22 protein-coding genes are annotated in these 23,910 nt (G+C 34.9%); 11 read left to right on the top strand and 11 right to left on the bottom strand.

Annotated features, from left to right (window positions below; translation table 11 throughout):
• Positions 1 to 32: 32 nt before the first annotated feature.
• A complete protein-coding gene (locus P0Y62_10260; GenBank protein ID WEK68253.1) occupies positions 33 to 1,229 on the bottom strand; it encodes an oxygenase MpaB family protein in 1,197 nt (398 codons plus the stop codon).
• A gap of 175 nt (positions 1,230 to 1,404) precedes the next feature.
• Here P0Y62_10260 and P0Y62_10255 point away from each other — a divergent pair, with 175 nt between their 5' ends.
• On the top strand, positions 1,405 to 2,307 hold the full coding sequence (locus P0Y62_10255) for a hypothetical protein (protein ID WEK68252.1): 903 nt from the start codon (positions 1,405 to 1,407) through the stop codon (positions 2,305 to 2,307).
• Between the two features lie 98 nt (positions 2,308 to 2,405).
• Here P0Y62_10255 and gap read toward each other — a convergent pair whose 3' ends face one another.
• The 3 genes from gap to P0Y62_10240 all read right to left on the bottom strand — a co-directional run bounded on the left by gap (position 2,406) and on the right by P0Y62_10240 (position 5,000).
• Positions 2,406 to 3,410, bottom strand: a complete 1,005-nt coding sequence (gene gap, locus P0Y62_10250) for a type I glyceraldehyde-3-phosphate dehydrogenase (protein WEK68251.1) — start codon at positions 3,408 to 3,410, stop codon at positions 2,406 to 2,408.
• A 30-nt stretch (positions 3,411 to 3,440) separates the two neighbouring features.
• Positions 3,441 to 4,427, bottom strand: a complete 987-nt coding sequence (pfkA, locus tag P0Y62_10245; GenBank protein ID WEK68250.1) for a 6-phosphofructokinase — start codon at positions 4,425 to 4,427, stop codon at positions 3,441 to 3,443.
• Positions 4,428 to 4,658: 231 nt separating this feature from the next.
• A complete protein-coding gene (locus P0Y62_10240; GenBank protein WEK68249.1) occupies positions 4,659 to 5,000 on the bottom strand; it encodes a helix-turn-helix domain-containing protein in 342 nt (113 codons plus the stop codon).
• A gap of 95 nt (positions 5,001 to 5,095) precedes the next feature.
• Between P0Y62_10240 and P0Y62_10235 the strand changes: the two genes are divergently transcribed.
• Both P0Y62_10235 and P0Y62_10230 read left to right on the top strand, forming a co-directional pair.
• On the top strand, positions 5,096 to 5,734 hold the full coding sequence (locus P0Y62_10235; protein ID WEK68248.1) for a peroxiredoxin-like family protein: 639 nt from the start codon (positions 5,096 to 5,098) through the stop codon (positions 5,732 to 5,734).
• On the top strand, positions 5,731 to 6,531 hold the full coding sequence (locus P0Y62_10230; protein WEK68247.1) for a DNA alkylation repair protein: 801 nt from the start codon (positions 5,731 to 5,733) through the stop codon (positions 6,529 to 6,531). Before P0Y62_10235 ends, P0Y62_10230 begins: the two co-directional genes overlap by 4 nt.
• A 67-nt stretch (positions 6,532 to 6,598) precedes the next feature.
• Here P0Y62_10230 and P0Y62_10225 read toward each other — a convergent pair whose 3' ends face one another.
• Positions 6,599 to 7,357, bottom strand: a complete 759-nt coding sequence (locus P0Y62_10225) for a TIGR03915 family putative DNA repair protein (protein ID WEK68246.1) — start codon at positions 7,355 to 7,357, stop codon at positions 6,599 to 6,601.
• A 230-nt stretch (positions 7,358 to 7,587) separates the two neighbouring features.
• Positions 7,588 to 8,847: a putative DNA modification/repair radical SAM protein gene (locus P0Y62_10220; protein WEK68245.1), complete on the bottom strand. Its 1,260-nt coding sequence runs from the start codon at positions 8,845 to 8,847 to the stop codon at positions 7,588 to 7,590.
• A gap of 346 nt (positions 8,848 to 9,193) precedes the next feature.
• On the opposite strand from P0Y62_10220, the gene P0Y62_10215 reads away from it, so the two are divergent.
• The 6 genes from P0Y62_10215 to P0Y62_10190 all read left to right on the top strand — a co-directional run bounded on the left by P0Y62_10215 (position 9,194) and on the right by P0Y62_10190 (position 15,194).
• Positions 9,194 to 10,525 carry a hydroxymethylglutaryl-CoA reductase, degradative gene (locus P0Y62_10215; GenBank protein WEK68244.1) on the top strand — a complete coding sequence of 444 codons (1,332 nt, stop codon included), beginning with the start codon at positions 9,194 to 9,196 and terminating at the stop codon, positions 10,523 to 10,525.
• The gene (locus P0Y62_10210) at positions 10,522 to 10,689 is read left to right on the top strand and encodes a hypothetical protein (protein ID WEK68243.1); all 168 of its coding nucleotides are present in this window, start codon (positions 10,522 to 10,524) and stop codon (positions 10,687 to 10,689) included. The genes P0Y62_10215 and P0Y62_10210 overlap by 4 nt, the downstream gene beginning before the upstream one ends.
• A gap of 46 nt (positions 10,690 to 10,735) precedes the next feature.
• Positions 10,736 to 11,122: a DUF423 domain-containing protein gene (locus tag P0Y62_10205; protein WEK68242.1), complete on the top strand. Its 387-nt coding sequence runs from the start codon at positions 10,736 to 10,738 to the stop codon at positions 11,120 to 11,122.
• Positions 11,123 to 11,224: 102 nt separating this feature from the next.
• Positions 11,225 to 12,415 carry an ADP-forming succinate--CoA ligase subunit beta gene (gene sucC / locus P0Y62_10200; GenBank protein WEK68241.1) on the top strand — a complete coding sequence of 397 codons (1,191 nt, stop codon included), beginning with the start codon at positions 11,225 to 11,227 and terminating at the stop codon, positions 12,413 to 12,415.
• A gap of 280 nt (positions 12,416 to 12,695) precedes the next feature.
• The gene (locus P0Y62_10195) at positions 12,696 to 12,977 is read left to right on the top strand and encodes a hypothetical protein (GenBank protein ID WEK68240.1); all 282 of its coding nucleotides are present in this window, start codon (positions 12,696 to 12,698) and stop codon (positions 12,975 to 12,977) included.
• Between the two features lie 18 nt (positions 12,978 to 12,995).
• On the top strand, positions 12,996 to 15,194 hold the full coding sequence (locus tag P0Y62_10190; protein ID WEK68239.1) for a M12 family metallo-peptidase: 2,199 nt from the start codon (positions 12,996 to 12,998) through the stop codon (positions 15,192 to 15,194).
• A 48-nt stretch (positions 15,195 to 15,242) separates the two neighbouring features.
• Here the strand turns inward: P0Y62_10190 and P0Y62_10185 are convergent, their stop codons facing one another.
• Positions 15,243 to 16,127: a mechanosensitive ion channel family protein gene (locus P0Y62_10185; protein ID WEK68238.1), complete on the bottom strand. Its 885-nt coding sequence runs from the start codon at positions 16,125 to 16,127 to the stop codon at positions 15,243 to 15,245.
• Positions 16,128 to 16,224: 97 nt separating this feature from the next.
• Between P0Y62_10185 and P0Y62_10180 the strand changes: the two genes are divergently transcribed.
• Positions 16,225 to 16,860 carry a peroxiredoxin gene (locus P0Y62_10180; protein ID WEK68237.1) on the top strand — a complete coding sequence of 212 codons (636 nt, stop codon included), beginning with the start codon at positions 16,225 to 16,227 and terminating at the stop codon, positions 16,858 to 16,860.
• A 93-nt stretch (positions 16,861 to 16,953) separates the two neighbouring features.
• Here the strand turns inward: P0Y62_10180 and P0Y62_10175 are convergent, their stop codons facing one another.
• The 3 genes from P0Y62_10175 to P0Y62_10165 form a co-directional block, all read right to left on the bottom strand.
• Positions 16,954 to 17,544 (bottom strand): hypothetical protein, encoded by a 591-nt coding sequence (locus P0Y62_10175; protein ID WEK68236.1) that lies wholly within the window; start codon positions 17,542 to 17,544, stop codon positions 16,954 to 16,956.
• A gap of 163 nt (positions 17,545 to 17,707) precedes the next feature.
• Entirely contained in the window at positions 17,708 to 18,223 is a 516-nt protein-coding gene (locus P0Y62_10170; GenBank protein WEK68235.1) for a PepSY domain-containing protein, read from the bottom strand.
• Between the two features lie 83 nt (positions 18,224 to 18,306).
• Positions 18,307 to 20,598 carry a TonB-dependent siderophore receptor gene (locus tag P0Y62_10165; protein WEK68234.1) on the bottom strand — a complete coding sequence of 764 codons (2,292 nt, stop codon included), beginning with the start codon at positions 20,596 to 20,598 and terminating at the stop codon, positions 18,307 to 18,309.
• 175 nt (positions 20,599 to 20,773) lie between these two features.
• On the opposite strand from P0Y62_10165, the gene P0Y62_10160 reads away from it, so the two are divergent.
• Positions 20,774 to 21,832: a Gfo/Idh/MocA family oxidoreductase gene (locus tag P0Y62_10160; protein ID WEK71797.1), complete on the top strand. Its 1,059-nt coding sequence runs from the start codon at positions 20,774 to 20,776 to the stop codon at positions 21,830 to 21,832.
• Positions 21,833 to 21,869: 37 nt separating this feature from the next.
• On the opposite strand, the gene P0Y62_10155 is transcribed toward P0Y62_10160, so the two are convergent.
• A complete protein-coding gene (locus P0Y62_10155) occupies positions 21,870 to 23,771 on the bottom strand; it encodes an ABC-F family ATP-binding cassette domain-containing protein (protein WEK68233.1) in 1,902 nt (633 codons plus the stop codon).
• Positions 23,772 to 23,910 lie beyond the last annotated feature (139 nt).

Raw genomic sequence — 23,910 nt, 5'->3', positions numbered from 1 at the left:
GTTCAAAATTAAAAGAATGTGAGCTTTGTTGTTTAATGAAAATTTGAGTTGTGTGTGATCTTTAAATAATCATTCAATACTTTCATCTGGTCTTTATTTCCTTTATTTATTCTGGCTTGCCGGCTTACCAATTTGTTGTATATTTTATTAACAGCCCATTTTGTTTTCGGGAAAACTTTTCTGTTGGACACATCAGGAATCTGAAGCCTTTTACAAACTTCATCATCCAGTAAAAACCATGTGCAGCAAATATGAAGATAGCGTAAGTTTTTTCTCTGAAACTGATATTTTAAAATGGGATTTTCCAGTGACTCATTCAATAAAGAATGTGCCAGAAGTACAGAGTCTTTATCAGCAGGTGGCTGAACAGAGGTCCATAAATAAAAATATTCGGTAGCCTGTTTTTTATCGTTAGGAAGAAGGGGTTCAGGAATTCCCAATAAATAGCCTACATATTTCCAAAGGTGGAAAATTCCTTTTTCCTCTTTCTCTGAAAAGGCATTTCCCAATTTATGAAGGCTATGTAAAAAAACAAGGCTGAAACCAATATAAGTAGCCATCATATCCCAAGAATTAATGGGTTTGCCCCAATTCTCTGTATCCCAATCTTTATAGTGTTTTTTAATGGAAAGTCTGGCGTAAGAATGAATCAGACGGGTTTTTATAGCAAACTCATAGCCTTTTGCATGAATTTCCAGTGCGTTGTATCGTGTAGCGTTTACCCAAAAATCCAAAGTTTCAGAAAGACGTTTTACGGCACCTTTTTTCAGTGCTTCGGTGACAATCAGAGGTTTGTTGAGGTAAGCATAGTCATAGCCGCCAATCAGACAATAATCTCTCAAAGAAATCAAAGAATCAAGATTGCTTCGCATGCAGAGTTCTGCACCGGATGTGATTAAATCATAATCCAGCCAATCAGGAATTGTTTGGGTTTGAAGAAAAAGTTTTTTTACACTTTCAGGAACATCGTCACTTTCAGAAACTCCATTTCGGATATAGTGTTCAATTTCTTTAGAGGCTTCATGGAATTTTTTAGTGAAATAAATATCTTTTACAACCTGATCTCCGACTTCATCGACATGATAAAAATAAGGTGCGAATTTTTCAAAATCATTAAAGCTTACTTCTGCACCAGAAAATTCAATAAGCTGCTTTCCGTTGCCTTTTGTCCAAAAATCTTTGAAGTGAGCTGATTCCTTAAATCGTGGTTGTAAAATTGTGTTTTCCATTCCTATAAAAATACAGGTTTTTCATGTAAATGAGGTTGTGAGATTTGTCAGTTTAAATGAAAAATTTAATGCTTATTCATTCTCGGAATTTTATTAGAAATACTACAAAAGTGTGATTTTTTTATATTTAGATAAATCCGAGATTTGTTATATTAACAACTAAAACTAAATAATTATGAGAACAAAAATTGTATTGCTGTTCCTGCTTGGATGGGCGGGAATGTTTTTTGGGCAAGAAAACTTTAATGTGAAGTATCGGATTTATGATAAACTTGGTGAATACAGTCTTAAAAAAGAAGTTATAAAAAAATATGATAGCTTATCAAGGGAACAGCAGAAAAAAATTAGAGATCAATACAAAATTGGTGATAAGCTGCTAGTCGAAGATAAAATAATTATTAATAAAAATGAGGTTACCACAACTCGTGAAATTATTATTGATGAAAATTTTTATAAAACACTTTCCTATTCAGAAACAGAAGAGGTTAAATTATGTTCTGTTAAATATGGAAATGTTAAAGTGGAAAAAAATAAACTATTAGTAAACTTACTATTAGATGGGTGTAAGGACCATCCTGTTTATTTCTATGAATTAAAAAACAGGAAAAGTCCACATTTATCTTTTACATCAGTTACTGTAAGTGCAATTACAATACCACTTAAATATAGATTTAAAGGTAATAATGGTTTAGGTGATGAATTTTCTACAGAAATCAATGGAAATTTATTTGTGGGATATACATATGGAAAAACCACCTTTTTTTATCAAGAGGAAATGGAAACTAAAATAAATACCTGGAAAATTACAGGAGGCCTTCTTTTTGGGGCTTCTTCTGTCAAATTGGATAAATCAAATTCATTTATAAAACCAAATCAAGACTTAAATATTATTGAATATGTAGATGCAACAAAAGGCTTGGCTTCTATTGCGTTTGGTTTGACGTATTCATATAATAACATTAATATAGGTGCATTTTTAGGGTTTGATTATGCGATTGGTCAGTATGCTGATTTATGGAAGTATAATAAAAAACCTTGGTTAGGAGTTGGGGTAGGGTATAAACTATTTAATTTTTAGTAATGAATGTTTATGGTCATTTTAATGGTGTGATTAAATAAAAAAATAAAAGCCTTCCCATTGGGAAGGCTTTATAATACTTATTGCTATTTATTTTATTACAAAGAAGCAGCATGGATTAGCATATCAACTAACTTGTTAGAATATCCCATTTCGTTGTCATACCAAGAAACAAGTTTTACGAAGTTAGGAGAAAGCATGATACCAGCATCTTTATCGAAGATTGAAGTTCTCTTATCTCCTACGAAATCCTGAGAAACTACAGCATCTTCAGTGTATCCAAGAATACCTTTCAATTCACCTTCAGAAGCAGCTTTGATGGCAGCACAGATCTCGTCGTAAGAAGTAGCTTTCTCTAATCTTACTGTTAAATCTACTACAGAAACGTCAACAGTTGGTACTCTGAAAGACATACCTGTTAATTTTCCGTTTAATGAAGGGATTACTTTTCCTACCGCTTTAGCAGCACCTGTAGAAGAAGGAATAATATTGTTAAGCGCAGCTCTACCACCTCTCCAGTCTTTCATTGAAGGACCGTCAACAGTTTTCTGAGTTGCCGTTGTAGCGTGTACAGTTGTCATTAAACCTTCTACGATTCCGAAGTTATCGTGGATTACTTTAGCCAAAGGAGCTAAACAGTTTGTTGTACAAGAAGCATTTGATAAGATTTTGATATCGTCTGTAAGTTCAGTGTGGTTTACACCCATTACGAACATTGGAGTATCATCTTTAGAAGGAGCAGAAAGGATTACTTTCTTAGCACCAGCGTTGATGTGCTTTGCAGCATTTTCTTTATCTAAGAATAAACCTGTAGATTCAACGATATAATCAGCTCCGATTTCGTTCCACTTCAGGTTGTTAGGATCTCTCTCAGCTGTTACTCTGATTCTTTTTCCATTCACAACAAGGTCGTTTCCTTCTACAGAAACCTCACCTGGGAAAATCCCGTGTACAGAATCATATTTTAACATGTAAGCCATGTATGTAGCATCGATAAGGTCATTGATTCCCACTACTTCGATGTTGTCTCTTTCAGTCATTGCTCTGAAAACAAGACGTCCAATTCTACCAAACCCGTTGATACCTACTTTGATTGTTGACATAATAGTTTGTTTTAAATTATATTAAAAATATTAGATTGCTAAAATTTCTGAAATCAATAAAAGATCCTGATTGATTTCGTTATGCTTTTTAATGGCTTCTTCGATAGGTGTATAAACAACATCGTTAGAACGCATTCCTGCCATTACATTGGTTTGTCCTTCCATTAATCCTGTTACGGCTCCGTAGCCTAATCTGCTTGCCAAAACCCGGTCTGCACAGCTTGGAGATCCTCCTCTTTGCATATGACCAAGAATAGCTACACGAATATCGTAATCAGGGAAAGATAACTTTGTTTTTTCAGCCAGTTCGTAAACATTGGCTAATTTTTCACCTTCTGCTACCACTACGATACTTGAAGACTTTCCTGATTTTTCAGCCGTTCTGAAATTAGCAAAGAGCTCATCAATGCTGTCTTTTTTCTCAGGAATTAAAATATCCAGTGCTCCGGTTGCCAATCCGCTGTTTAAAGCGATAAAACCAGCATCACGACCCATTACTTCTACAAAGAAAACCCTGTTGTGAGAAGTGGCCGTATCACGGATTTTGTCGATGGCATCCATTGCAGTATTTAATGCAGTGTCATAACCGATCGTGTTATCAGTTCCGAAAATATCATTGTCAATTGTTCCGGGTACACCAATTACACGGATTCCGAATTCTTCATTAAAGATTTTCGCTCCCGTAAAAGTTCCGTCTCCACCAATACACACCAAACCGTCAATTCCGTATTTTACACAATTGTCATATGCCTGTTGACGACCTTCTTTGGTTCTAAATTCATTGGATCTGGCAGATTTCAGAATAGTTCCGCCTTGGTTGATTATATTTTTTACGGAACGGGGGCCCATTTTAAGAAAATCATCGTGGATTAAGCCATTGTAGCCTTCCCTTACTCCGTAACATTCGATATTATAATAATTTGCGGTTCTTACTACCGCCCTTAATGCTGCATTCATACCCGGAGAATCACCTCCTGAAGTAAGAACTGCAATTTTTTTTACAGCACTCTCTTTCATCTAGTAAAAAATTTCGAACACAAATTTACAAAAACAAGTTCAGATAATGGCAGTAACTTGATAAGAGTTTTGAATATAAATTATTAAAAGCTTCTGAAGTTTGTAGGTTTAAAAAAATATCGTGCAGTTTTTGTTTCTGCGGCACAGATGTCAAGATTATATGAGGATGTAAATTTAGCTGCTATAAGGATCAGTTTATTTAACTATCCCGGTTCAGAATTAAAAGCTGTTTTATATTTTTTCTTTTTCAGGGATCAGCAATTTTCCCCAATCATTCAGTTGCCAGAGAATCTCTATCAGCTTTTCCCCCAGTTCTGTAAGGGTATATTCTACCCGTGGAGGAAGCTCATTAAATGACTGTTTCTCCAGAATACCATCTTCTACCATTTCGTTTAATTGTTGATTCAGAACTCTTCGGTCAACTTTGGCAATGCCGCGCAAAAATTCACTGGGGCGTTTTTTTCCTTCATTGATCTGCCATACGATGGGAATTTTCCATTTTCCACTGATCGTATTCACTGCGATTTCCAGTGGGCAGATTTTATTTTCTTCAGCTTTTTCCTCTGTTTTCATAAAATTGACTTTTTTATCCCTATGGGTGAAAAATATGCGGTATTGCCTATTCTTAAAGGCTTTTAGACCTTTGTAAAAATAATAAATTAAAAATAATGAATACACTGTCAATGCAGATTGAGCAATTGAATCATGAACTTTCTTCACAGCTTTCACAAGATGTTTTAAACGCATTCGGAAACTCTGTTGAAGATTTAAAAACAAAAAATATACAGGAAAACAGTATCCAGATAGGAGAGCAGGTCCCTGAATTTTCTCTGCCCAATGCATATGGCCAAAAAATAAATTCCAGAGAAATCCTTAAAAATGGAAAAATGATTCTGGTATTTTACAAAGGAAGCTGGTGTCCCTACTGTAATCTTGAATTGAAATTTTTGCAGGATAATATTTCAGAGATACAAAAGAAAAATGCTGTTTTAGTGGCTATTTCTCCACAAAGTCCCGATCATTCTCTGCCGATGATTGAAAAAAACAATCTTGAATTTGAAGTGTTAACTGATCATAATAATGATTTTGCTAAAAAACTGGGTATTGTATTTCAGCTTCAGGATTTTGTATTACCTTATTATAAGGATTTAGGTATTGATCTTTCACTTTTCAACAAAAATGATGAAAATACATTACCTGTTCCCGCTGTTTTCGTTATCGATGAAAACCATAGGGTCATATATAAATTTTTAGAGGTAAATTACATGATCAGAGTAGATGTAGAAGAATTAATACAATCATTATGACAGAAAAAAGAAAAGGAGCCCGTTCCATTAAAGATATTCCTGCTGATATTTTAGAACAACTTAACTGGGGAGAAATAGAAACGGCCAATCTTACTGAATGGTTGGCGGTTGATCAAAGAATATTGTTAAAAAACCTTCTGCAGCAAAATAATCGTACAGAATATTTGCAATTGGTTTTAAATACTGTGGACCAACTGAAAAAACAAACGGTCAATACAGTCAATGAAGCCATTGGTATTACATTGCTGCATCTGGCTACAAACAATAAAGATGATGAGTTTCTATTGAAGCTTGCAACCCATCCGGCAGACCTGGTGCGTTGTTGGGTTGCCTATAGCATTGGAAGAAATGATAAATTAAAGCTTGGAGAAAAATTTAACGGTATTATGACATTTGCTGCAGACTCCCATTTTGGAGTGAGGGAAATATGCTGGATGGCGGTACGTCCTGATATTTCAAAAAATCTTGACGAAAGTTTATCCATTTTATCAGAATGGACTCAGCATGAGAATGAAAATGTGAGACGTTTTGCAAGCGAATCTACCAGACCGAGAGGGGTGTGGTGTGAACATATTAATGCTCTAAAGCAAAATCCCGGATTGGGACTTGAAATTTTAGAACCGCTGCGATCCGATGTCTCCAGATATGTTCAGGATAGTGTAGGGAATTGGCTGAATGATGCCAGTAAATCACAGCCAGAATTTGTGATAGAGATTTGTGATGAGTGGCTTCGTCAAAGTTCAACAAAAGAAACCCAATACATCGTGAAGAAAGCTTTAAGAACCATCAAAAAGTAAAAGTTAAACACAATATGAAACTATTGATGATTTTTCAGACATTTTAAATCTTAACGGGAATGCTTGATTACCATTTTTCAGTGAGGTACTTCCAGTATCTTTTCGGAACATGCTGAATATGAAGCTTCATATTTTTACGTTCAATGATATTGGTTTTGGTAAAATATCTTTGCCAGAGTTTCTGGTATTTTTTTTCTTCATCATGAAACTGCTGTTCATACTTGTTTAAATCCAGTTTTTCATCTGGATAAAAGAAATCGCAGGTTTCCAGATCATATAAGATTCCATAATTTCTCCTTAAATCATAAATCATCCACTTCTGATCCTGATAACGGTCTTTAAAATGTTTTCGAATCAGGGGAATGACATTGAAGTCGGGATCAATTTTAGCAAAAAAAACACCATCCTGCATCTTTTCAAAACGGACAAAAGCAGTCATCCTATGCCTTTCCCGACTGATGGATTTGCAGATTTTAGAAATTTTTAAAATATCCTGATCCGCATAATTTTGCAGAATATTTTCATTCGGATGCTGTACAGATTGGCTTACTGCTGAAAAAATAAGCTGTTCCAACTCAGGATCTTCTGATAAGTAGACTTTCAGCAACTCGTGAATTCCAGATTTTCCGATATTTTGCTCTAATTTTTTAAAAACTCTTTCAGCTTTGTCATCCTGAGTAATGACTTCATGAATTTCTGCAAAAATATTTTCCTGATGAAATCTTTCTCTGCTTACAATTTCTATGTCTTTATAGTTGTATTCGAAAACTTCAAATATCGCAGTTAAAAGCCCGTCGAAACTGCCGTCGTAGAGTAGGGTAATCATGTTTTAATTTGAAAATGTGATAATTTGAAAATTAATTAATGTTATGTGGTTAAACTGTCATTCTGACGAAGGAAGAATCTCTTCAATATTTCATTCCAAATGTCATTTCGACGAAGGAGAAATCTGTTGTACTTATAAATGGATTCTTCACTACGCTACACTTTGTTCAGAATGACAGCCAAAAGTTTTATTTTGTGTTCACTCATGCAAAATATTCACTAAATTTATGTTTAAAAAAGAGTCAATTGCTGTGAAAACTGATTCTGAAACTTCGAAGAACTTCCTCCAATCAATAATTTTCTGAGATTTTTATCAGTTAAATATCTTAAAAAGGCATTTCCGGCATTGAAATCAATAAAGTATTTAGCTCGATTTACAGCGGCTCCCAGCTTTTTCAAATGATCCATATTCAATACCTGAAAACGTCTTGCACTTACAATTTTTTGTGCTGTTTTTACTCCGATTCCGGGAATTCTTAAAATCATCTGGTAATCTGCAGTCTGTAAATTGACAGGGAACTGATCAAGATGCCGCAAAGCCCAGCTTAATTTCGGATCGACTTCTAAATCCAAAAACGGCATGTGAGGATCTAAAATTTCTTCCGCTTTAAATCCATAAAAACGCATCAGCCAATCGGATTGGTATAATCGGTTTTCACGAAGCATAGGAACTTCAGTCGTTAAAGAAGGTAACCTTTTATCTTCCAAAACAGGAACATAACCTGAATAATAAACCCTTTTTAAACTAAAGTTCTTATAAAAATGATCGGCAACTTTAATGATTTGTAAGTCATTTTCATTCGTTGCACCCACAATCATCTGAGTAGACTGACCGGCCGGAGCAAATTTTGGTGTTTTTCTGAAAATTTTCTTTTCGTCTTTATACTGTGCAATTCCATTCTGAATATATTTCATCGGATTCAGCATATCCTGTCGATTTTTTTCAGGAGCCAATAATTTCAATCCGCTTTCCGTAGGAATTTCAAGATTGATAGATAATCGGTCAGCATATAAAGCGGCTTCCTGCATCAGTTCGTCACTTGCTCCCGGAATCGATTTTAAATGAATGTATCCGTTAAAATTTTCTTCCAAACGTAATTTTTTTGCAACACGAACCAAACGTTCCATGGTCGTATCCGCATTTTTAAAAATTCCTGAGCTTAAAAATAGACCTTCAATATAGTTTCTGCGGTAAAAATTGATCGTTAAGTCAACAACTTCTTCTACCGTAAAAGCAGCTCTTTTTATATCGTTGGAACTTCTGGAAACACAGTACGCACAATCGTAAATGCAGTGATTGGTCAAAAGAATTTTGAGAAGCGAGACACATCGCCCGTCTTCCGTATAGGTATGACAGATCCCGCTTACGGAACTATCTCCTAAAGCACCTTTTTTATTCTTTCTCGTTCCTCCGCTTGATGAACACGAAACATCATATTTCGCTGCATCCGCAAGGATTTCGAGTTTTTCTTTCAGGCGTTCAAAATTCATAATGTAATTCTAATTTTACCACAAAAGTCACAAAAGATTTTAAGTCTAAATAATTTGATAATTAAAAGCTAACAAAAGAAAAATCGAAGATTTTTAATATACTTAAATGTACTTTTTACAGTATTATATTAAACTTTTTAATTACTAAAGTGTAAAAACTTTTGTGACTTTTGTGGTTTAAAACTTAAATTTTCTATTCAAATTTAGTTCCAAAATTGATAAATATCAACTGTTTTTGGTTGAAGTTATCCACAGTTTACAGATACAAAATTAGTATATTTACGGACATTAATTTATGAGTGTAATCGTAAAATCGTATTACATTACTGTATAAAATCGCTTACTTATGAATCACAAACCGGTAGAAGGTTTTTCTAAACTGACAAAACAGGGAAAAATCGATTGGCTAGTTAACGAATACCTTGAAGGAAACTCAGAATATCAACATATATTAAATCAATACTGGAACGAAAATGCTGATTTGCAGAAACTACATGACGAGTTTTCTGAAAACACGATTTCCAATTTCTATATGCCCTACGGAATTGCTCCGAATTTTTTAATTGACGGGAAATTATTTGCACTTCCAATGGCAGTTGAAGAGAGTTCTGTAGTTGCTGCAGCTTCAAAAGCCGCAAAATTCTGGATTGATAAAGGTGGTTTTAAAACAACAATTATTAACAATGAAAAACTGGGTCACACGCATTTTATCTTTAATGTTGAACCACATAAACTGCTTCATTTCTTTAATTTTAATTTGAAGAAAAAATTAATCGAAGCAACAAACGATATTACGGCCAACATGAGAAACCGTGGTGGTGGAATTTTAGATATCAAATTGGTTGATAAAACGGCTGAAATGCCGAATTACTATCAGTTGAAAGCAAGTTTTGATACCGTAGATTCGATGGGAGCCAACTTCATTAATTCATGCTTGGAACAATTTGGAAAAACATTGAAGCAGGAAGTGGCCGTAAGTGAAGATTTCTCACAGGAAGAAAAGAATTCTTTACAGATCGTAATGAATATCCTTTCCAATTTTACACCTGATTGTATCGTAAGAGCTGAAGTTTCCTGTAAAATTGAAGATTTAAAAGATGACAGCGGAATTTCCAATGAAGAATTTGCTTCAAAATTCAAACAGGCTGTTACGATTGCTGAAATTGAACCTTTCCGCGCGACCACTCACAATAAAGGAATTATGAATGGAGTGGATGCAGTGGTAATTGCTACAGGAAATGACTTTAGAGCAACGGAAGCTTGTGCACATGCTTATGCGGCAAGAAACGGAAAGTATTCTTCTTTAACACACTGTACCACAGATAACGGGATTTTCAGATTCTGGATTGATCTTCCGATTTCTGTAGGAGTTGTGGGAGGTTTGACGAATCTTCATCCGCTGGTAAAATTCTCTTTGGCACTTCTTGGAAAACCTTCTGCGCAGGAATTGATGAGTATTCTTGCGGTTTCCGGTTTGGCACAAAACTTTGGGGCACTGCGTTCTTTGGTGACAACAGGAATTCAGAAAGGGCATATGAAAATGCATTTATTGAATATTTTGAACCAATTAGGGGCAACAGAGGAAGAAAAACAACACTTTGTAACCTATTTTAAAGATAAAACAGTGAGTCATCACGAAGTGATCAATGAGTTTAACAGATTAAGAGATCAATCATGATACAGATTATTCTGGCAATTATAATCCTGCTTTTCGGATTGTTTTTAAAGAGAACCAATCATCCGGGATTCAGAAGCTCTAAAAAGTTTGCCGTGATGTTTATTGTTTTGGGAGGTGCGGTATTAATTGGTAAGCTGGTTTCCTATTTCTTACTTCCTGCATAATGAAAACCAGAAAAATAGTTAAATCTAGAATTAGAAGAATTATAAAATGAAAACAATTACTTTAGTCTTCGGTGCTGTTTACGGAATGTTGTCTGTAATTTTGGGAGCATTCGGAGCACATGCTTTAAAGAAAATTTTATCTGTGGAAAGACTGGAGAGTTTTGAAACAGGAGTAAGATATCAAATGTATGCTACTTTTTTCCTTTTAATCATCGGCTATATTTTGAAGTTTGAAACACCATCAGAAAAATGGACTTCAATTTTAATGATTGCAGGGACATTTTTATTCTCAGTAAGTATTTATTTTCTGAGTTTGCAAGACTATTTGGGTATAAATCTTAAATTTTTAGGCCCTATTACTCCACTTGGAGGGCTGTTAATGATCTTAAGCTGGGGAATGCTTATTTTGTATTTTGCTAAAAACAGAATCTAATTTTTTCTAAAATTTATTTTTTAGACTTAGAATCTTGCACTTCCGTGTCTTTTTAGTAAATTTGTCAACCTTTAAATTTTAAAATAAAATAATAAAAATAATATGAATCTTCACGAGTATCAATCAAAAGAGATTTTATCAAAGTATGGAGTAGCAATCCAACGTGGTTTCGTAGCAAACAACGTAGATGAAGCTGTAGCTGCTGCTGAAAAACTAACGGCTGAAACTGGCGCTCAAGGGTGGGTAGTAAAAGCTCAGATTCACGCAGGTGGTCGTGGTAAAGGTGGTGGTGTAAAGTTCTCTCCAAACATGGATAAGCTTAAAGAAAACGCTCAGAACATCATCGGAATGCAGTTGATAACTCCACAAACTTCTGCTGAAGGTAAAAAAGTAAATTCTGTTTTGGTTGCAGAGGATGTATATTATCCGGGAGAGTCAGAGACTAAAGAATTTTATGTTTCTATTCTATTAGACAGAGCTGAAGGTAAAAATACAATCGTATATTCTACTGAAGGCGGTATGGATATTGAGCACGTTGCTGAAGTAACTCCTCATTTGATCCACAAAGAAATCATTGATCCAGCTTTAGGTCTTCAAGGTTTCCAGGCTAGAAAAATTGCTTTCAACTTAGGTCTTGAAGGAAATGCTTTCAAAGAATTCGTAAAGTTCATCGGTTCTCTTTACAATGCATATACAGGAATTGATGCTTCTCTTTTCGAAATCAATCCGGTTTTGAAAACTTCTGATAACAAAATTATCGCAGTAGATGCTAAAGTAACTTTGGATGACAACTCATTGTTCCGTCACAAAGATTTAGCTGAACTTAGAGATACAAGAGAAGAAGACCCAATGGATGTTGAAGCTGGTGAAGCTGGTCTTAACTTCGTAAAATTAGACGGTAACGTTGCTTGTATGGTAAACGGAGCTGGTCTTGCTATGGCAACTATGGATATCATCAAATTATCTGGTGGTAACCCAGCTAACTTCCTTGACGTAGGTGGTACTGCTGATGCTCAGAGAGTTCAGACTGCTTTCGGAATTATCCTGAGAGATCCAAACGTAAAAGCAATCTTAATCAATATCTTCGGAGGTATCGTAAGATGTGACAGAGTTGCTCAAGGTGTTGTAGATGCTTACAAAGCTATGGGTAGCCTGCCTGTTCCATTGATCGTAAGATTACAAGGAACTAACGCTGTAGAAGCTAAAAAATTAATTGACGAGTCAGGTCTTCCTGTTCACTCTGCAATTACTTTGGAAGAAGCTGCAAACAAAGTAAAAGAAGTTTTAGCTTAATCTAAAATTTTTATATAAAACAAAAAAACCGTTTCATTTTGGAACGGTTTTTTTTGTTAAACCTAATATATTCATTTTAAAATTGCTATTTTTACAATAATTGGGTTTTAAAGTGAAAATGCATCTATACTTTTTCCTCTTTTTATTTCTTAATTGTCAGTCTCAGGTTGTCAGTAATAATAGAATACCCAAGGGAAAGGAAATTCAATTTGAAGACAGATACCATTATCCTTTTAGCTTAACTTCAAAGGACTTTCTTCTTATTAATTCCCAGCAAAAAATGGATGAGGTTTTTAAGCTTATCCATAACAATAATAAAGGAAACAGGTTTTCTCCAATTCCTGTAGTTGTTGAAAATGAAACCTATCTTATTATTAAGCCATCTTTAAAAGATTCTAATGATGTTTTAATTGAGAAGATAAGTTTAGATAAAAATATACTCTATATTAAAGTTACACGATTTGATAATCCTGATTTTGCTAGAGCAAATAGAGTTTCACCTAATATTTTATTAAAATTAACTGGAAATATCACCATTAAAAAAATCACCATTAAATACTAATATATTAAAATTACCCTCATGAAAACTAAACCATTTATTGTCTCGTGCCTTTTAATAGCGGTGCAAGGATTTAGCCAGCAGAATTACTGGACAAAACTTAAAGATCAAAAAGTGAGTAGAGAAAATTTGAGTCCGAGATGGACGACTCCAACTGCTTTTTCATTGTATCAGTTGGATGTAGACAAAATTAAAAACGATCTTAAAAATGCTCCGCAACGTTTTTCTAAAAATGAAAACCTTATTGTTAAGTTTCCGGATTCTGACGGAAAAATAAGAGATTATATTGTTCAGGAAGCTCCTGTAATGGAGCCAGAGTTACAGGCTAAGTTTCCGGAAATTCGCTCGTATGTTGGCTGGCAAAAAGGCCACCCTGAAAACTCAATCCGTTTCAGTCTTACTCCACAGACCGGAATCAGTGTGATGTATTTTGATAACTGGGACATCAGTTATCTTGATAGCTATACAAAAGATCATTCTTCCTTTATCTTGTATAAAAGAAAAGATTTACCTAAAAATGACCGGCTTTTTGAGTGTCATGTTGAGAATGAACTGGATAATTTAAAAAATAATGGCTCTGCCAATAAAGCACCTGTAGTTTCCGACGGGCAATTCAGAACATACAGATTAGCTTTAGCGGCAACAGGAGAATATACCACTTTCCATGGAGGTACAGTAGCTGGAGCACTTGCAGCAATGGCGACAACGATGACGAGAGTAAACGGAGTTTATGAAAAAACGATATCCTCTACCATGGTGATGATAGCCAATAATAATTTATTGATTTATACAAACGCCACTACAGATCCTTATACGAATAATAACGGATCTACTATGTTGGGTGAAAATCAGACCAACATTAATACGATTATTGGAACGGCTAATTATGATATTGGGCATGTCTTCAGTACCGGAGGCGGTGGTGTTGCTTATTTAGGCTCAATTTGTACGACTAATAAGGCGAGAGGAGTTACGGGTTCCGGAGCTCCGGTTGGAGATCCTTTTGATATTGATTATGTGGCTCATGAAATGGGGCATCAGTTTGGTGGAAACCATACTTTCAGAGCGAATACAGGTTCATGCAGCGGGAATGCCAATAACTCTACTGCCTATGAGCCGGGTAGTGGAAGCACTATTATGGCTTATGCAGGAATTTGTGGGTCAGCGAACAATGTTCAGAACAACAGTGATGCTTATTTTCATGCTGCAAACGTACAGGAAATGTATGCTGTATTGCAACGGGCATCAGATTGTTCTGTGAAAACTCCTAATAATAATCTGGTTCCAACTGCAGATGCGGGAGCAGATTATATTATTCCAAACGGGACAGCTTTTGTTTTAACCGGAACCGGAACCGATCCTAATGGTGATCCGATCACTTATTTATGGGAGCAGTATGATAACACTTCAAATACTCAGCCTCCGGTTTCTACGGCTACGGGGGGACCTGTGTATCGTTCTTTGTTGCCGACAACTTCTCCTTCAAGATATTTTCCGGTGTTAAGCTCTGTAGTTGCCAACAATTTGATTCCAAAATGGGAAGTTACGCCGAGTGTAGCAAGAACGTTGAACTTCTCACTGCTTGTTAATGATAATAAAGCGACGGGAAATCAGGCAGCGAGAGATGCTATGGTGGTAACCGTTACAAGTGATGGTCCTTTCACTATTTCTTCACACACGAGTAATGTTTCGTATACCGGAGGTACAACTACCAATATTACCTGGAATGTTGCAGGAACTAATACGGGAACCATCAATACTCAAAATGTAACGATTTTACTTTCGAAAGATGGTGGTCTTACTTTTAATACGGTGTTGGCTGCAAGTGTTCCGAATAACGGATCTGCATCAGTGGTATTACCTAATGAAAATATTGCCTCAGCAAGAATTATGGTAAAAGCGCTTAATAATATTTATTTTGCAGTAAATTCTTCAAATTTCTCAATTACTCAATCGTTGGGAACCTCGGAATCTGTAATAAAAAGCGGTTTCTTAGTCTATCCTAATCCTTCTCATGATGTGGTTAATATTAAATTAAAAAATCAATCACAAAAAGCGGATTATTCATTATTTGACGCTTCTGGAAGATTGATGAAAAACGGTAGCTTTAAAGGGGAGACAAAATTGAAAGTAAATGACCTTACCAATGGAAATTATTTAATTTCAATTACTTTAGAAAATGGAGAGAAAGTAACCGAGAAGCTGATTATCGGGAAATAAATAATTTTAATCTTTAATAAATAAAAGCAGTCAAATCGACTGCTTTTATTATTTATCATGATTTTCATTGATCCCAACCTCTCCGTTGGTAATGCTTATACTTGTTGGAGTTACCAGCTGAATTCCATCTGTATCCAGACGTTGTTTTATTTTTAAATAGGCTTCACTTTTGAGCTGAACCATATTAGCACCTATTTTCATCCAGAATTTTGCCTGCAGGTTAAAAATACCTTGTTTCAGATCTGTGAAAATAACTTCCACACTGTCTAAGCGATCTACGTTTTCAAGATTTTTGACAACCTCTAAAATTCCTTTTTGTGCTTTGCTGATATCTTCATCAGCGGGAATTTCAAAATTTAAAATAATTCTTCGTTGCGGAGAAGCTGTAATATTATAAAATGGAGCATTAAAAACTACCTGGTTCGGAATATATGCCTTCTTTCCGTCATCGGTAAGGATTTTAGTCGTTAAAAAACCGATTTCCTGTACCGTACCTGAGTGATTTCCTATAGTAATGTAATCGCCGACTTTATACGCTTTGTCAATTCCAATAAGCATTCCTGAAAATATACTGGAAACTAAATCCTTCAATGCAACCCCTGCAATTACCCCTGCAACCCCTAAACTTCCGATAAACTTCCAGAGGAATCCGCTGAAGCCCATGATTTCTAAGGCGATAAATGTTCCCATTACCATAATTAAAAACCTGAAAACACTAATTAAAGTGACAAGGGAGCTTTCTTTTTGACTTTTTGGGAAAAATTTATGGAAAAGCTTCACAGCTATTTGGCTGAGATATTTACTGGTAAAAAGAAAAAAAGAAAATACAATAATCCCTACGACCAGTTTAGGGGTGAGTTCTGCAAAAGTTAAATACCAGTTTTCTAAAACTTTGTATACAACATCTATATATCTTAAGCCTGTTTTTTCCATGGAATTCTAAAATTAAAATTTTTTTAGAAATTTTCAACAAAAATTTTGCCAGTCTCAAAAAGTCTACTAAATTTGTAGACTAATAAAACGAATTAATATGTCAATTAAACTAGGAGATACAGCACCAGACTTCAATGCAGAGTCTACTGTTGGAAGCTTGAATTTTTATGATTTTCTTGGGAATTCATGGGGGATTCTATTTTCCCATCCTGCAGATTATACACCGGTATGTACTACAGAACTTGGTTTTACTGCAAAATTGAAATCCGAATTTGAACAGAGAAATACAAAAGCAATTGCTTTAAGTGTGGATGGAGTAGAAGATCATCACAACTGGATAAAAGATATTAATGAAACCCAGAATACAGAAGTGGAATTTCCTATTATAGCTGATAAAGACCGGAAAATTTCAGAACTCTATGACTTTATTCATCCGAACGCTTCGGCAACGGCAACTGTTCGTTCTTTATTAATTATTGATCCTGAAAAAAAAGTGAGATTGATTATTACTTATCCGGCGTCTACAGGAAGGAATTTTAATGAAATCATAAGAGTTTTAGATTCTTTACAATTGGTGGATTCTCATAAGATTGCTACTCCGGTCAATTGGAAAAACGGTGAGGATGTTATTATTCCACCGGCTATCTCTACTGAAGATGCCAAAAAAATATTCCCGAAAGGAGTAAGGGAAATCAAACCGTATCTAAGATATACGCCCCAACCTAATACATGATTTATTTGATTTTTTATAGTTTAGTTTTAATTTGTACGAAAAGCGGCCCGGAAAATTTCCGGGCCGCTTTTATTGTATTTAACTAAAGAAGCATTATTTAGCTTCTCTGATTACTTGTTTTGCTTTTGATGTCGGAATATAGATACTGAATCCAACATTAAAAGTAATATTGGAATTTAGTCCTTCACTTCCGAATCCTGCTTGCCCTTGGTATTTTACTAAACCTTCTAACCCGATGTTAGGTGTAATGAAGTAAGAATATCCAGGTCCAACTCCGAAATCAAGACCTGTAGTTGAGTTTCCGCTTTCTACAGAAGAACCTCCGATTCCTACATTCCCTTCAAAAAACCATCTTCCGTGATTCAATAAATTATCAACTCCTTTTTCTCCAGGAGACAAATAGTAACGTCCTAAACCCCCCACTGCATAATCAAATCTTGTAGGGCTTCCGTTAGTTACCTTGCTTATTCCAAGATTTACATAACCACCGACTGCTACATTATCTTCAATAAAATAAGCTCCTTTTGGCTGAATGGATATGTTGTAACCACCTCCTGTATTAAGCCCAAAGTTGCTGGATAAAAGGCTGCTTCCTACCAACCAATTCCCCTTCTGTATTTGAGCATTTGCTGTAGCAGTAAGTCCACCGATCGCAAAAACTCCTGCTAAAATTAATTTTTTCATACTTTATCGTTTTAATAATTAATGTTTATTATCTTAATGTTTTGTTAAAAACAATAAATATGCCATGTAACTCATTTTAAGGTGATTTTTTATTATTTACATAAAATTAAGTTAAAACTTGATGTAATTTTTTGAGCCTTTTTTTATTGATTTTATAATTTTTTTATATAAAAATAAGAATGATTGAAACAATAAGCCCTACAATGGTAAACACCATTCCGCGTTTGAATGCTTTTGTTTTAGGACTGAACATCCAGAAACTTGAGATCACAAAGAAAAATAATGCAATTCCGAAAAAAGCATTTAACGGAGAAAGGGTGTCTTTTGACTGAGATTTATGAAGTTTTGTCATTTTATCCAGTACAAAAGGAAGCTCTTTTTTGGTATACTTTGCCTGACCTGTAGCTGCATCATAAGTTCCCTGTTTGAATTTTAAAACACTGCCTTCTGTTTTCTCTACTTCCAGGTTTTTAAGTCTTAATTCTTTTCCCAGCTCTTTTTCAGAAAGGTTTTTGGCAATGACCTTATCAATTTTCTTTTCTTTTTTTAGAAAATCAGTGTCCCTGTAAATCAATAACACTCCACTTATTGCATAAACTGCCATAATGCCGGCAAGAAAGAACCCGAGATAACGGTGGGTAACTCTCATGAAACTTCTTGTGTCTTTAATCTTATCCATATCTTAATTATTTTTGTTTATAAAGTTCAAAGTGGAAACTGCAAAAATGCAACTTCCACTCTTATCTGAAAAATTATTTAATCTTACAGTTTATAGGTCAATGTGAAATAGAAATTTCTTGGTGTAATAGGGTTTACCGAATAGTTTTCATGTACATTATAGTTTACGGTGTCAAACAGGTTTCCAACTTTTCCTTGAATTGAGAACTTCTTCCAGTCGTAGCCTGCAGATAGTGAAACAGTAACATAAGGATCTACTTCAAACATTCTGGTCACATTGCTTCTGCTAGCTAATGTTGCTTTGGTATCATTCCAGCCTGCAAATCTATTTCCAACATAGTATATTCCTGCTCCCACTTTCAGACCTTGTAATGTGCTGCTGAATTTATAAAATGCAGACAAATTTGCTGTTGTTGCAGGAGTTCTGACTAATCTTTGATCTTCTACATAAGCATTCAGTGTGTTTGGGGTATCTTTGTAAACAGAATGATTGTATGAGAATCCTCCAATAATAGAAAGCTGTGGTGTAGGATTTCCCGTAATATCTACTTCAAAACCTTTGCTGTCTAATTTGCCAATATATTCTTTGATAGTAGTGTCGCTATTTACTGAACCATCTGCTCTGAATTCTGCTGTTCCATAATAGTTGTTGTATCTGATTTGATATAAAGATACATTGAACGAAACGGCGTTGTTCCATATGTTTTTCTTTGCCCCAATTTCGTATTGATCAATTGTTGTAGGCTTTAAAGCAGTAAAATAAATATCTGTACCAGTATTAGCTGCAAATGAATTGGTATAAGTTGCAAACACGGATAAGTTATCATTAGGCATATAAACGATTCCTACTTTTGGAGAAAAGGCTTGGTCTGAAGTTGCGGAATTATCAACGAATATTTTATTTACAGTAGAATTAGGGTCAACTATATTATTTTTAGCAGCTTTAAAATCCGTTCTTATAGTAGGCATATTTTCAATATACGACCAACGTAAACCAGCAATAACTTTGAACTGATTGGTTAAGCTAATGAAATCCTGAGCATAGAAACCAATTCTTCTCGTATTGATTCTTGATTTGCTCAGTGTTGCAGAGTTTGGTTGTGTTCCGGAAGCCCAGGTTGACGGATCATCAAGATATAATGTTCCTGATTGACCATTGATTCCTGCTGCACCATTTGCCCCAAAATAATAGCTGGTCCCGTAGACTTTGTTATTATCAGGATTATAATAAGTGTAAGAATCTGCTGCTCCATAATCAGCATCTCCGCCTATTAATACTTTATGGTTGATTTTTCCTGTGCTGAACTCTCCGTTTAAATTAACTTGTGCTGAAGTATAGTTCATTTCATTATAAGTCCTGTTTAAAGGTCTGTTCCAAAACAGTCTGTTAGTTTTATCATAAGCCCATTGAACTCTTTCGGTAGAAAAATAATCTTTCGTATAGCTTTGATAGGTTGCAATAGCATTCAGCGTCCATTTTTCATTAATTTGATGATTGAAAGTTGCGGTTGTAGATGCTTGCTGAACATTTTGGTATTGCCAATCTGTTCCTAGGAAAGAATTTCTGTCAAGTAAATTATTTAATTTGTAACTACCATCAGTATTGGTTATAGCACCAATTCCAAAATCAGGAGTGAAATCATTTTTCAAGTAATCTGCTTCAATAATTAATTGAGACTTGGAACCCAGATTAAATAAGAAAGATGGATTGAAATAATATTTATTGGATTTTACTACATCTCTGAAACTTTCAGCATATTCGTAAGTTCCGTTTACTCTAAATGCAACATTTTTAGATAATGGACCATAAACGTCAACAGTTGGTTTATATGAATTCCAGCTTCCTGCATTTATTCCTACGCTTCCTCCGAAGTTAAATCTTGGTTTTTTAGTAATCATATTAATAATACCACCGGCAGCAGTATTTCCATACGACATAGCATTTGCCCCTTTTAATACTTCAACTCTTTCCAAACCACTTACTTCAGGGAAAACACCACTGTTTATCCTACCTCCGTTTTTGAAAATATTATCATTCCCTAAAGAGAAACCACGCCCCCCAAAACTGTCCTGAGAATTACCTCTGGAAGAAGTAATATAAATTCCGTTTACGTTTTGAAGTACATCGCTAAGTTGTTTTGCCTGTTGCTGTTCAATGATTTCGTGGGTAACGATAGCAATTGGTTGTGGCGTTTCCATCACGGTCAGATTAGACTTTATTGATGATGATTTTGCCTTATTCGGATTTCCGGTCTTATGAAGATTTACATCTTCAATGGTTTGGATTCTGATCGTATCAGCTTCAGTGTTTTTCATTTGTGCACTTAAAGACACTGCAGTAAATAATAATCCTAAAGTTACCAGCTGCTTTTTCATTCTTATTTTTATTTAGAGTAGTTTTAAATAAGGTGCAAATCTAATTATTTTTTTGTCTTTATTTAGATTTATTAAAAATAATATTGCTGATTTTTATCATAAAAAATGTTAATTTTTTGTATTAAAGCCATCTAACTTCAAGGTATTTATAAATATCTTTGTTAAAAATATGAGTATGCAATTGGTAAAAGTAGGGCTTTGTGCCTTTGGAATGAGTGGAAAGGTTTTCCATGCTCCGTTTTTAAAAGAACATCCAGGTTTTTTTATGTCGGCGGTAGTAGAGAGAAGTAAAGAAGAATCTAAAGAAAAATATCCTGATGCTATTATTTATCGATCGGTTGAAGAGATGTTAACTAATGCAGATATTGAATTGGTTGTAGTGAATACACCGGTTCAGACTCATTTTGAATATGCAAAAATGGCCTTAAATGCGGGCAAAAATGTGATTGTAGAAAAACCTTTTACCGTAACATTGTCTGAAGCGGAAGATTTGGTGAAACTGGCGGATGAAAAAGGATTGTTTGTTAGTGTGTATCAAAACAGAAGATTTGATAGAGATTATTTACAGGTACAGAAGATCATTCAGGGAAGTAAATTAGGAAATCTGAAAGAAGTTGAAATACGTTTTGACAGATTCAGAACCGAGGCAAGCGGAAAACAGCATAAAGAAAATCCTGAACAAATGGGTTCCGGTTCTTTACATGATTTAGGATCACATCTTATTGATCAGGCAACTCAGTTCTTCGGTTATCCTGAGAAACTATTTGCAGATATTTTTTCTATGAAAGGAAAAGAATTCGCCAATGATTACTTTGAAGTCCTTCTTTATTATCCGAACGAGCTTAGAGTAAGGTTAAAGTCTTCGGTTTTCAGTAAAGAAGCTCATTATGCTTATATTCTTCATGGAGACAAAGGAAGCTTTTTACAGGAAAGAAGTGACGATCAGGAAAATGAACTGGTGGCAGGATCAATTCCGGAATACGGAAAAGAATGGACAAAACCGCTAAAAGGAACTGACGGAATTTTAAATTATATCAACGAAGTTTCCGAAACTGAAAGAAACCTGACTTCAAGCGAAGCCGGCAATTATATGAATTATTACCAGCGGATCTATGAATATACTGTTTTTGGATATGCATTACCTTCTCCCGGACATGAGATCATTCAAAATATGAAAATTATTGAAGCTGCGGAGAAAAGCTCTGAAGAAGGGAAAGTTATTCATCTGGTTTAAAAAAGTAAAGGTTCATGAATTTCATGAACCTTTTATTTTATGCTTCTCCCAGAATTTCCTGAAGTTCCAGCCATCTCATTTCGTGGTTTTCCAGTTTTTCGGAAATCTTTTCTAATTCTTCTGAAAGTTTGGAAATCTTTTCATAATCAGCTTCGTTGTTAAGTTGATCTAAAATTTTTGCTCTCTGTTCTTCCAGTTGAGGCATTTCTTTTTCGATGAGCTCCAGTTCTCTCTGCTCTTTAAAAGAAAGTTTTTTCTTTTTGGATGGAGATTGTGGCTGTGCCGGAGTTGGAATAGTTTCTTTTGCAGATTCCTGTTTCTGAACCGTATTTTTTTCTAAAGATTCTTCACGGCTTTTCGCTTCACGGTATTCAGAAAAATTACCCACAAAATCTTTTATTTTTCCGTCTCCTTCAAAAGCCAGAACGTGATCCACAATTCTGTCCATAAAATATCTGTCGTGAGAAACGATGATCAATGAACCCTGGAACATTTGCAGAAAATTTTCAAGAACCGTTAGAGTAGGAAGGTCAAGATCATTGGTAGGCTCATCAAAAATCAGGAAATTAGGGTTCTGATACAAAATATACATCAGATGCAGCCTTCTTTTCTCTCCACCGGAAAGTTTTGAAATAGGAGAATACTGAGTTTGATCGTCAAATAAGAATAATCTTAAAAATTGCGAAGCAGAAAGACTTTTTCCATTTGCTAAAGGATAGAATTCTGCAATTTCTTTAATAAAATCAATAACCCTCTCGTCTTCTTTATAAGTTAAGCCTTTTTGAGAAAAATATCCGAAAGAGATCGTTTCTCCGGTTTCTATTTCTCCTCTGTCAGCTTTTTCAAATCCTTGAATAATGTTTAGAAGGGTAGATTTTCCGGCACCGTTTTTACCTACAATTCCTACTTTTTCTCCTCGCTGAAACTGATAGCTGAAATCTTTAAACAATACTTTATCTCCGAAACTTTTATCGATGTTCTTTAATTCAAGAATCTTATTTCCTAAACGTTTCATTTCAAAGTCCAGTTCAAGACCCTGTTTTCTGGTATCTGTTTTGGCTACTTTTTCCGTTTCGTAAAAAGCATCGATTCTTGATTTGGATTTTGTGGTTCTTGCTTTGGGCTGTCTTCGCATCCACTCAAGCTCTTTTCTGTACAAATTGTTGGCTTTGTCTATGGTTGCATTCGTATTGTCTTCGCGGATCATCTTATTTTCAAGATAAGTTGCATAAGACCCGTTGTGAAAATAAAGGTTTTTATCTTCCATTTCCCAGATAATATCACAAACACTGTCCAGGAAATATCTGTCGTGAGTAACCAGCAGTAAAGTTATTTTTGCTTTATTCAAATAATTTTCAAGCCATTCTACCATTTCTACATCCAGGTGATTGGTAGGCTCATCCATGATCAATAAAGTATGACGGTGTTCTGCTCTGGTTTCGGTTAGAAGTTTAGCCAATGCCACACGTTTAATCTGTCCTCCTGAAAGTGTGCCCATCTTCGCTTCAAGATTGGTGATCTTAAGTTGGGAAAGAATCTGTTTCATTTCATTCTCAAGATCCCATGCTTTGTGAACTTCCATTTCAGCCAGAGCCTTTTCGATGAAATCATTGTCTGTAGAATGAAGGGATTTATGATAATTTTTTAGAGCCGCAATCGGAGCAGAATCTAAGGTCATCATAAATTCATCTACGGTAAGATTCGAATCGAAATCTATTTCCTGATCAAATAGAACAACCTGAATGTCTTTGTTGATGATTACATTTCCGCTGTCTGCAATTTCTTTTCCCATAAGAATTTTCAGAAGGGTAGATTTTCCGCTTCCGTTCTTGGCGACAATGGCAATCTTATCACCTTCATTGATATTGAAAGAAATATTTTCAAATAAAACTTTTATTCCGTAGGATTTGGTAAGGTTTTCAGCAGCAACGTAATTCATTTTCTATAAAAATTTTGTAGCGCGAAAATACAAAAATATAAAGCGTTACAAGAGATAAAATATATTTTGCTGTGGAAACATTTTTTAGATGTTTTTAATAATTAATTTCACTTTTTGGTGAGACTTTACAATAAGTTTA

Source organism: Candidatus Chryseobacterium colombiense (genome assembly GCA_029203185.1).
Classification (GTDB): Bacteria; Bacteroidota; Bacteroidia; order Flavobacteriales; family Weeksellaceae; genus Chryseobacterium; species Chryseobacterium colombiense.
Note: the sequence above shows the minus strand (reverse complement) of the source record. Positions and strands in the feature narration are given on the sequence as shown.